This window comes from Nocardia sp. NPDC004722, assembly GCF_053601505.1.
Window position 1 is genome coordinate 1 of record NZ_JBSGBY010000310.1, and the last position, 10,022, is coordinate 10,022.

The 10,022-nt window shown below is 65.1% G+C and carries 11 protein-coding genes; 4 read left to right on the forward strand and 7 right to left on the reverse strand.

Translation table 11 applies throughout. The features are described from left to right. On the forward strand, window positions 1-222 hold a 222-nt coding region (locus tag ACWELQ_RS26780; RefSeq protein ID WP_452399807.1), incomplete at its 5' end, for a hypothetical protein. 350 nt (window positions 223-572) lie between these two features. Here the strand turns inward: ACWELQ_RS26780 and ACWELQ_RS26785 are convergent. Next, on the reverse strand, window positions 573-1,562 hold the full coding sequence (locus ACWELQ_RS26785; protein WP_452399808.1) for a DUF6301 family protein: 990 nt from the start codon (window positions 1,560-1,562) through the stop codon (window positions 573-575). Between the two features lie 436 nt (window positions 1,563-1,998). Between ACWELQ_RS26785 and ACWELQ_RS26790 the strand changes: the two genes are divergently transcribed. Further along, window positions 1,999-3,198, forward strand: a complete 1,200-nt coding sequence (locus ACWELQ_RS26790; protein ID WP_452399809.1) for an FAD-dependent monooxygenase — start codon at window positions 1,999-2,001, stop codon at window positions 3,196-3,198. Window positions 3,199-3,284: 86 nt separating this feature from the next. Beyond that, window positions 3,285-3,710, forward strand: coding sequence for an SRPBCC family protein (locus ACWELQ_RS26795; RefSeq protein WP_452399810.1), 426 nt, complete (start codon window positions 3,285-3,287; stop codon window positions 3,708-3,710). A 45-nt stretch (window positions 3,711-3,755) separates the two neighbouring features. Here the strand turns inward: ACWELQ_RS26795 and ACWELQ_RS26800 are convergent, their stop codons facing one another. Continuing rightward, window positions 3,756-4,478: a TetR/AcrR family transcriptional regulator gene (locus tag ACWELQ_RS26800; RefSeq protein WP_452399811.1), complete on the reverse strand. Its 723-nt coding sequence runs from the start codon at window positions 4,476-4,478 to the stop codon at window positions 3,756-3,758. Between the two features lie 97 nt (window positions 4,479-4,575). On the opposite strand from ACWELQ_RS26800, the gene ACWELQ_RS26805 reads away from it, so the two are divergent. Further along, window positions 4,576-5,619: an alpha/beta fold hydrolase gene (locus ACWELQ_RS26805; RefSeq protein ID WP_452399812.1), complete on the forward strand. Its 1,044-nt coding sequence runs from the start codon at window positions 4,576-4,578 to the stop codon at window positions 5,617-5,619. Window positions 5,620-5,622: 3 nt separating this feature from the next. Here the strand turns inward: ACWELQ_RS26805 and ACWELQ_RS26810 are convergent, their stop codons facing one another. The 5 genes from ACWELQ_RS26810 to ACWELQ_RS26830 all read right to left on the reverse strand — a co-directional run bounded on the left by ACWELQ_RS26810 (window position 5,623) and on the right by ACWELQ_RS26830 (window position 9,911). Next, window positions 5,623-5,847, reverse strand: coding sequence for a DUF397 domain-containing protein (locus tag ACWELQ_RS26810; RefSeq protein WP_452399813.1), 225 nt, complete (start codon window positions 5,845-5,847; stop codon window positions 5,623-5,625). Between the two features lie 5 nt (window positions 5,848-5,852). Continuing rightward, a complete protein-coding gene (locus ACWELQ_RS26815) occupies window positions 5,853-6,749 on the reverse strand; it encodes a helix-turn-helix domain-containing protein (protein WP_452399814.1) in 897 nt (298 codons plus the stop codon). A 423-nt stretch (window positions 6,750-7,172) separates the two neighbouring features. Then, window positions 7,173-8,744, reverse strand: a complete 1,572-nt coding sequence (locus tag ACWELQ_RS26820) for an FAD-dependent monooxygenase (protein WP_452399815.1) — start codon at window positions 8,742-8,744, stop codon at window positions 7,173-7,175. Between the two features lie 57 nt (window positions 8,745-8,801). Beyond that, complete coding sequence (locus ACWELQ_RS26825; RefSeq protein ID WP_452399816.1) at window positions 8,802-9,425, reverse strand: acyl-CoA-like ligand-binding transcription factor; 624 nt, start codon at window positions 9,423-9,425, stop codon at window positions 8,802-8,804. Window positions 9,426-9,485: 60 nt separating this feature from the next. Continuing rightward, window positions 9,486-9,911, reverse strand: a complete 426-nt coding sequence (locus tag ACWELQ_RS26830; RefSeq protein ID WP_452399817.1) for a hypothetical protein — start codon at window positions 9,909-9,911, stop codon at window positions 9,486-9,488. Between the last annotated feature and the right edge of the window lie 111 nt (window positions 9,912-10,022).

A 10,022-nucleotide genomic window follows, 5' to 3' on the forward strand; every position in this document is an offset into this window, starting at 1 on the left:
GGGTACAATCCTGCCGCAAAACTCACCGAGTCGGACATCGAACTCCTGATCAGCGGGGATCGGGACGAACTGCGCGAGACACTGACCGCCCTGCAGGACTCCGGCATCGACACCAAGGAATTGTCCGACCTGGCAGCCGGTGACGACCCATTCACGCCAGAGACGGCAGCAGCGGTCCGCCAGAAGCTGCTGGAGCTGGTCGTCGCTGCGAACGCCAAGTAAGTGCCCGATCGGATCGACAGTGCAGTAGCTGAGAACTCCAGCTAGCTCACTGCCTTCACGAGTTGCTGGGTCTGCGGCCCGCACCTCGCCCGCCTGAACAGCTTTGTGAGCGGTATGCGCGGACACGACGACGGCCCCGAGAAATACCCCGGGGCCGTTGATCTTCAGCTAGGTCGCCTGGCCGCCTCGGACCGCGCGAGAAGCGGCAATGCCGGACGTCCGGTTGGCCTCAGACCGACACTTGATCTTCCGTCCCGCTGCACTGGCCGGTCCGGTCAGCGCGGGTCGCGGCAGTAGCGGACGTTCATCTTGCTCAGCTGAATAGCTTGAGGCGGCCTCGGTCGATGGACTTAGGGTTCGAGATCGAAGGCTGAGATATCGACCCGCCCGGAGTCCCCTGGCGACGCTTGAACTCGAAGGTCTTTGGGGTGAGCCACTTTGAGCTCGTCACGTAGAGCGATAACGACAGCATCGGCCATCGCTTCGAATTCGCGATAGCGGGCCGGCCACTCGATCGATCGCCCCCAACCCTGTTCGCCATTGATCGCCGTCCATGACCAGCCCAAGCTGAACCAATGCGCCCGATCGTCGTCGAACAAGTGCCCCATCGTGCGACGGGCTGCCGAGCGAGAAACGCTGCACTCCAACGTCTGCCAGCCCATGTCGAACCTCGCGATTCTGTCCCTGGACGCGGCGAGTTCGACTTGCGCGCCAACGGACAGTCGCGACAACGTCAACGCCAGCGCCGTGGTCAGTTCCAGCCAGGTGCGAGGAAATACCTGATCGCCGTCGGAGCCTGATAGCTCGGCCTGCTCGTCCTCGTCTGAATCGTCGTCATCGTCAGCGCACTCGATTTCCCACTGTCGGTACACCGGGTCAGCGATCTTCAGCTGAATCGTGCCGTGGTCGATGTGGGTCGACAACAGCAAGACTGCGTTTGCGAGGTTCCAGACGACCGTCGGACCATAGATGTTGACAGGCCCCAGCGGAGGCCCAACCTCGAGTGTCAGCCGCTCGGCAAGCTCCGCGAAGGAATCGACGAGCCATATGTGGCCCTCCGACGTGGCGTCGTCAGCTACGTCGGTTACGAGCACACGCAATTCCTTGACTTCTCCACCGTCACTACAACATTCGCGAAGAAACTCGGAGGCATGCTCCGCACGCCCCCAGGGCTGCGACACCGACAGGCCGGTGTGAAGTTCGGTACCACCATATGACAAGGGCTCAGACCGCCAACCTGCCTCTTGGCAAAACTGCTCGACATTCGCGACCGTCCATGACCAGTCAAAACCTGCTGCGAGCTGGGCGATACGCACGGCTCCATCGAAATCGGCTTGCACGTTCGGATAGTAACTACATGAACGGCAACTCAGCCGGGCGCAACCGCTCAAGGGTGCACTGTGGGACTGGTACCCCTGCGCTCTCTCGACACGCTCGTCGGCATGTGCGGATACTGCGGCGGTCCTGAAATGCTCCGGCGAAGCCTCGGTCAGTGACGGTCCGCTGGTCTGTCGGCGGAGCAGCGCCAGTACTAGAACGGCGCGAGACTGTGGAGCTGGGGCCAGCCTCAGGATTACGGGCCCGCGTCTCGAGGGTTGTGACTGTTCGGTGGCTGATTCGCCATCCTGTGGTCGGAGTATGTCGCCGTATTGGCCCCGAGGACCGGAATGTTGGTCCGGTCGAACGATGTTCGGAACCTGTGTACTGTCCGTGTTCGGCAACACCGGGGCGAACGTACGACGTCCCGCGCTCGAGAACCAAAACGATAGGGCTCCAATGAAAGACCTGAACGTCCTGATCTCCGGCACCGGTATCGCGGGTGCCACGTTGGCCTATTGGCTCGACCGTCACGGCTGCGCTGTCACGGTGGTGGAGCGGGCGGCGGAGATCCGGGAGGGCGGGTACAAGGTGGACGTGCGGGGGGCCGCCTTGGATGTTGTCGAGCGCATGGGATTGCTGGCGGATATTCGTGCGAGGAGCACTGATGTCCGGGGTGGATCGGTGGTCACGGCGTCGGGCAAGCGGGTGGCCAGTATGGACGGTGACACTTTCGGCGGTCGCGTGCACGGCGATGCCGAGATCACCCGGGGTGACCTGCAGCGCCTGCTCTTTCAGGCCACCGCGGACAACGTCGAGTATCTGTTCGGCGACTCCATCGCGTCCATCGCCGATGCCGACGACGGGGTGAAGGTCACTTTCGACAGCGGCACCAGCCGGACCTTCGATCTCGTGGTCGGAGCCGACGGGCTCCATTCCAATACCCGCGCACTGGCTTTCGGGCCCGAAGACGGATTCGTCCGGGATCTCGGCTACTACGTTTCGATCTTCAGTGTCCCCAACCATCTCGAGTTGGACCGGGAGGAACTCACCTACGTCGGGGCGGGACGCACCGCGCTGACCTACAGCACTGCGGGCGACGCCGGCGCCAAGGCCATGTTCCTGTTCTCTTCCGCGCCACTGGAATACGACCCGCGGGACCGCGCACAGCAACAGCAGCTGCTGGCCGCGGCCTATGAGGGTGAGGGGTGGGAGGTGCCGCGTTTGATCGCGGCGATGAACGACGCCCCGGACTTCTACTTCGATTCGCTGAGCCAGGTGCATATGGACCGCTGGTCGAAGGGTCGGGTGGCGCTGGTAGGCGACGCCGCCTACTGCGCGTCGCCCGCCTCCGGCCAGGGCACCTCGCTCGCGCTGGTCGGCGCGTACGTCTTGGCCGGGGAACTTGCCGCCGCCGGCGGTGACCACGTCAGCGGGTTCGAGGGCTACCAGCAGCGGATGCGGCCGTTCGCCGACGCGAACCAGAAGCTCGGTCCCGCGAACATCAAGCGCATGGTGATGCGAACGAACGGCCAGGTCCGGATGTCCATGATCATGTTGTCGCTGATCAACCGCCTACCCGGCAAGGACGCGATCATGGCGAAGGCCATCGAACCCATCCACAAGGCGGCCACCGCAATCGATCTGAAGAACTACTGATACCTGAGCTGGTCATCGGCGCGGATCGCGGGGGAGCTGTTGTCGGGATAGGTTGAGCGTTGTTCTGCCGGGAGATCAGGGGAGTTATGGCCACCGTCCGTCACGAAGTCGCGATAAAGGCCGCGCCACAACATATCTGGGATGTCATTCGCGATATCGGTGCGGTGCATGAGCGTCTGCTTCCCGGACGTGTGGCCGACACCAGGGTCGAAGGTGCGGAACGGTTTCTGACCTTCCCTGACGGGCACATCATTCGTGAGCTCATCGTCGCGATCGACGAGGATTCGCGGCGGCTGGCGTACTCCGTTGTCGAAGGCGCCCGGCCCGCGCTGGACTACCATCACGCGTCCTTCGAGGTCCGCGCGGACGGCGAGCACGGGCGACTGATCTGGATCACCGACGTTCTGCCCGACAGTGTCGCGCCGGAGATCCGCATCCGCACGCAGTTCGGAATCGCCGAAATGAAGCAGGCGATCGAAGTCGCCTTCTCGAGCAGCACAGAGCCCGGCTGATCGCACGCTCGTCGGCAGGGCAGTGCGTTCGGGTCGCTGGAACGATCAAGCGGTCGGTTCGCTGTGGTCGACGAGTGTTTGGATTCCGTCGAAGATGCGGTCCAGACTGAACTCGAGGGGATCGATTGTCGCCGTGGTCTCGGCGAGTGTTCTCGCCAGCGCGGGGAAGCGTTCGGCGTGGCGGTCGACGAGTTCGCTGGTGAGCTGCTGCCATTCGCGGGCGTGGTCGGCGTCGAAGTCGACGTGCTGCTGGGCGAGGTTGCGGACATGTCCGGCGATGAGCAGGAATACCTGATGCCGTTCTGCTGCTTGGAGACCGGTCGATTCCAGCACCGCCAATGCCGCGTCCATCCAGCGGAGTTGGTGCGGGCCGAGAAGCTGCGGGCGCATGGTGGTCGCGGCGAGCAGCCACGGATGGATTCGATAGATCTCCAGTACCTGGCGAGCCCAGGCGAGCAGGCGGGTGCGCCATCCCGCGTCGGTGGCCGGTAGCGCGGGTTCGACCGCCAGTACGGTCTCGACCATCAATTCGACGAGTTCCGCCTTGCCGGGAATGTGGCGGTAGAGGGCCATCCCGGAAACGCCGAAAGTGGCGGCCACCTTGTTCATCGACACAGCCTCCAGGCCGTCGATATCGGCGATCCGCACCGCCGCATCCGTGATTCCGTCCACGGACAGGCCGGGTTTGGGGCCACGGAGGGGTTCACCCCACAGCAGCGCGGCAGCGGAACGCAGGTCACGGGGCTTCTTCTCGGCGTTTCGAGCCATTGCCGGTTGTTCTCCTGTGGGGCGGGGTTGACAGGACACTCGCTCTTGTTTATACCTTAAACAGAACTGTTTATGGCATAAACGTAGGGGAGTCATCATGTGGATCCTGGGCACGAAGAACGCGCGGCGGCTGCGCATCACCACCCCGGACGGTGTCGACGAGGCCGACTTCGTTCGCATCGGCGGGATCGACCAGTGGATCTCGATCCGCGGCGACCATCGCGACAACCCGGTCCTGCTCGAAATCCACGGCGGCCCCGGCGCTTCCAACCTCATCTACGCCTCCCGTACCCGGGAGTGGGAGCGCCACTTCACCCTGGTGCGCTGGGATATGCGCGGCGCCGGTAAGACCTTCGGCCACACCGGCCCTTCCGGCCAGGGGCAGATGACCCTGGCCCAACTCGAGCGCGATGCCGTGGAAGTGACCGAGTACGTGCGGACTCGGCTCGGTGTCGACAAGGTCGTCCTGGTGGGCTACTCCTTCGGTTCCGTCATCGCCCTGCGTCTGGCCCGCCGCCACCCCGAACTGTTCTCCGCCTACGTCGGCACCGACCAGAACATCAACGCCGGCGGCCGTGATCACACTGCCTACACGCAGCTGCTCGAACGGCTCGAAAAGACCGGCAAGCGCAAGGATCTCGCGGCTGTGACCGCCATGACCAGCGATCGGTCGGCATGGACGACCGCGGACCGGGAACAGTTCAACAAGCACACCGTCGGCTCCGATCCGCTGACCCTCGACACCTTCAAGAAGGTCGTGATCGGTTCGCTGCTGACCTCGCCACTGCACTCCCTCGGCGACGTCCGCACCTACACCAAGGCGTTGAGCTTCTCCGAATCCCTTGCCCAGCAATCGTTCACGATCGACGAATGGGCCGAAGGCACCGACTTCGCGATCCCGTTCTTCCTCTTCCAGGGCGCACTCGACGTCATCACCCCGGCAGCATCGGCCAAACGTTTCTTCGACGACGTCACCGCCCCGGTGAAGCACTTCGCGCTCATCGAGAACGCCAGCCACTTCGCGGCCTTCCGCCGCCCCAACCGCTTCCTGGACCTCTTACTGACCCACGTCCACCCCGTGATCACCGCCCATGCCACACCCGCGGCCCGCGTCATAGCCCAACCAAGCCAACAGGTCTAGGGGTCAGGGATGGTCGAACTCACCGGCTTTGATGCCGAGGGTGAAGGCTGACCATTCGGTGGGGGTGTAGACGAGGACGTGGCCGGTGGGGGCTTGGGAGTGGCGGATGGCGATGTTGCCGTCGGGGAGGAAGGCGACTTCTACGCAGTCGGGGCCGTTGCCGCTGCGGGTGCTTTTGCGGAAGGTGGCGGTGCGGAGGCTTGGGTCTGTGCCGGATAGGTTGTGCATGGTGGTTAGCCTTTGCTGCTGATGTGCTTGCTGATTCGGCGGAGCAGGGAGCGGGTGCCGACTTCGTCGAGGGCGGAGCGTTGGATGGAAGCTATTGCCGACGTGTGGGTTTGGACTTCGGCGGGGGTTTCCAGACAGGCTGCGCCGACCAAGGAGTCGAAGTAGACGACCGGGTGGTTTTCCGCGCCCGCCGTGGGCTTCATATCGATGATCGTGAACGAGCCGGTGGCTGTGCCGAGGGGATGCCCGGCGGTGAACGGCAGCACTCGCAGTGTGATGTTGGGGCGTTTGCTCATCTCGACGAGGTGCTCGAGTTGGTCTTTCATGACGGCGCGGCTGCCGACCTGGGTGTGTACGGCCGATTCGTGCAGGACCGCATTCGCGATGATGGGCTTGGTCTTTCGGGTGATGAATGTCTGCCGTTCCAGTTTGAGTTGAAGGCGGCGGTTGAGAGTGGCTTCCGGCTCTCCGACGAAGAAGAGGCGGTCCAGGGCGCGAGCATACTCGGCGGTCTGGAGGAGTCCGGGGACGATGTTGTTGTGGTACATCGTCATTCGCGAGGCGCAGGCTTCCATGTCGGCGTAAATGCGGAATCCGCTGTGGACCACGTCCCGGTACTCGTACCACCAGGACTTCGACGCCGCCTGTTTGACGAGGGCGACCACGTTCGAACGGGTGTCCTCGTCCATCTCGAGAATCCGTGCGAGCACGTCGACTTCGGGCAGGCTGATCCGGCCTGACTCGCCGCGCTCCAGGCGGCCCACCTTGCTGGTGCTCCAGCCCGGGCCCATGGCCTCCGCCACGTCACTGAGGTCCAGATTCGCCCGCTGCCGAGCCTCGCGTAGCTGCATGCCGACCTGTTTGCGTGCCACCGACATCGGCTGCTGGCTTGCATTTGCCATGGCCTCCACCCCTCACGCTGACGAGTAATGGCAACGATCTCTGGCCATTGTGGCAATGAACCTGGGCTTTCGGGGCTGTTTTGCGGGTTTGCCGTAATGGCATTGCCAACTTTTCTGCGCCGGAGTGTGCTTGATGTGCGTCCGGAGCGCGTACCGAGAGGACCTATTCGCAATCTGCTGGAGGTGTCGTAATGCACTGGGACACATGGGCTCTGCTGTCGATAATCGGACTCTGCCTCGCCGTCATCGGGTGGGCGGTGTGGGGCTCCTATCGGGAAGCGCATCCGCGTGTTGTGCGGTCGCGTAGGGGGCGGCATCGGGTGGCCCGGGATCAGCCGATCTGGTTTACGCACTTCGCGGTGGTGGCGGGTGATGCCCGCGGTCGCTGGCGGATCAGTGATCGCGGGCGGGTGGTCGTGGCTGCTAAGCGGAGGCAGTTTGGGTGATGTCGGCGGGGGTGCCGAACCAGCGGTGGAGGGCGGAGCGGAGGTGGTTGTGGGCGGAGGGGGTGAGAGTGTCGGTGGCCCAGGCTATGTAGCCGTCGGGGCGGATCAGGAGGGCGGCTGCGGGAGGGGTGGGGCTTGTCGCGGGGGTGACGGTGACGCGGTCGGTCCAGGGTGCGGCGGTGGCGGCGAGGTCGGCACCGTCGAAGGTGAGGAGGAGGGGGCGGGCGGGGCGGAGGAGTTCGGCGATTCGGGTTGGGCCGTTTGCGGTTTCGATGGTGGTGTCGGGGAAGAAGTGGCCGGAGAGGGGGTGGTCGTTGCCGACTTCGTAGCGGATGTCGGAGCCTGCCAGGAGGTTGGCGAGGTGGGTGGTTACCGCTGGGAGCTGCATGAGTTCGCCGAAAAGGGTTCGGAGGGCGGTGATTTCGGGGCCGGGGGAGATCAGGGCGGCTTGGGAGAGGGTGTACATCATGACGCGTTCGGCGACCGGGTGGCGTTCGGACTCGTAGGTGTCGAGTAGATCGGAGGGGGCCCAGCCGCGCACCGCGGCGGCCAGTTTCCAGCCGAGGTTGACGGTGTCCTGGAGGCCCAGATTCAGGCCGGGGCCGCCCATGGCGGAGTGGACGTGGGCCGCGTCGCCGAGCAGGAAGATGTTGCCGCTGCGGTAATGCTGGGCGACCCGGGTGTTCTGGCCGATGGTGCGGCGCAGGTTGTGCGGTCCGGGCCAGGTCGGCGGGGCGAGGGGGAGAGCGGTGCCGAGCACGCGTTCGACGCTGTCCTGGAGTTCCCGCACGGTCATGGGCGTCTCGTCGGAATACTGTTCGCCGCCTTCGAATTCGACGGTTCCGATGAGCGGCCGGCCCGGCTGGAGTTCGGCGTAGACGAAGATGCCGCGCTCGAGCCGGTGGTGGCCCAGGCCGAAGGTGCCCACGCCGGGGATCTCGATCCGGCCGTCACCGGTGCGCAGTTCGGCGGGCACGGTAACGTGGCCGGTGCGCGCGACATGCCCGTCGGAGGTGACGCCGGGAAACGCGATGCCGGTTCGCTTGCGCACCAAGCTTTTTCCGCCATCAGCACCGACCAGGAAGCGGCTGGTCAGCCGGTAAGCACCGTCGGGCCCGGCCACCTCGACCGTGACCCCGTCCGCGCCGGGCTCGATCTCGGTGAGCCCGTGCCCCCAGCGCAGATCCACGCCGAGATCGATGGCACGCTTGGTGAGGATCTCCACCATCTCCGGCTGCGGCTTGAGCACCAGATGCACCGGATTCGGTTCCACCGCAGCAAGATTCAACGGCATCCCACCGAAGATGTACTGCGGCACCGGAACCGGCGCGCCGACGTTCCCGCTGAACGCCTCGTAGAGCCCGCGCATGTCGAGCACCCGGGCGACCTGCCCGGCCAGCCCATTGGCCTTCGGTTCGAGGCTGGGCGCGGGTAGCCGGTCCAGCACGACCGGCCGCAGGCCGGCCAGGGCCAGTTCGCAGGCGAGCAGGAGTCCGTTCGGCCCGGCTCCGGCGATGACGATATCGGTGGTTGCGATGTTTTCGGGCATGGCAAATAAACCTCTTGTCGGCGAGGGTATTTCGGGATTACCGACGTAGCGGCGCTGCTACGCCGGCGGTTCGGGCAGACCCGCTTCGAGGGCTGCCAGGGCCTGCCGGAGCAGGTCGGTGACGGGGACCGGCGGGTCCGCGCGCACATAGGCTTCGAGGGCGGCGTGCTGTGCGGTGAGCATCATGCCCACCACCAGGCGCGGATACATGGACCGTTCCGGATCGATGCCGGTGCGTGCGGCGATGGCGGCGATCAGATCGTCCTCCACGCCCCGCGACAGCATGGCCCGCATCTCGGGCGCGGCGAGCAGTTTCCGCGACTCGTCGAGTTGCCTGCGAGTCGGGATGCCCCCGTTCGGCGCGCCCACATGCTCGGATTCGAGCGGCTCGACCAGTGCGGCCGTAATCGCTTGCCACAGTGGCTCGTCCGCCGGATGGGTACGCAATATCTCGACGCCCCGCCGGACGCGGTCGAGCTGCCGGTAGGCGAGTGCGTCGTACTTACCGGTGAAGTAGTTGTTGAAGGTGCGGATGGAGACCCCGGCGCGCACGGCGATGTCCTCGCGCGTCACGTTCTCCAACCCGAGTTCGAACATCAGCTCGAGGGCCGCGTCGCTCAAAGCCCTTCGGGTGTCGGCCTTCTTGCGTTCACGGAGTCCGAGTTGCTGTTCTTCGGGCATGAACCCAGTATGCGCGAAACGTGCCCAGCGGGCAATGTTTCCCGCTGGGCAATTTTTGCTTTATTCCGAGAGCAGTTGCTCCACCACCCAGTCCGCCGCATCCGGCTGCATCGGCAGCGCGGCATGACTGGCCACTCCCGCACGCGGATACAGATCCTCGAAGTAGTCGTTGACCACGCCCGGCTCGTCGATGAACGAGGCCGCCCCCGGCGGCGTCAGCACCTGATCCCCGCGCGTGGCCAGCACCGAATACGACACCTCCGGCACGGTGACCCCGCCCGCCAGCAGCTGCGTCGTCACCGTCGACCCGGCCAGACAGTCGAGTGCACCCCGCACCCCGCGAAAGACGGTGTCGCGCAACGGATTGGTCGCATCGTTCAACACGCCCGCCAACCCCTCCGGCGACCCGGGCAGATCCAGCCCCCCGATCAGAGTCGCGGCCGTCGTCCCCTTGGTCACCGGCGCGAGATACACCGCGCGATCCACCGAAGCGCCCCCGTGCAGGAACTTCAGGTAGTAGTTCGCGATCAGCGCCCCCGAGGAGTGCGCGACGATATCGACCTACCCGGCCCCCGTCACCGCCCGCACCTTCGCCAC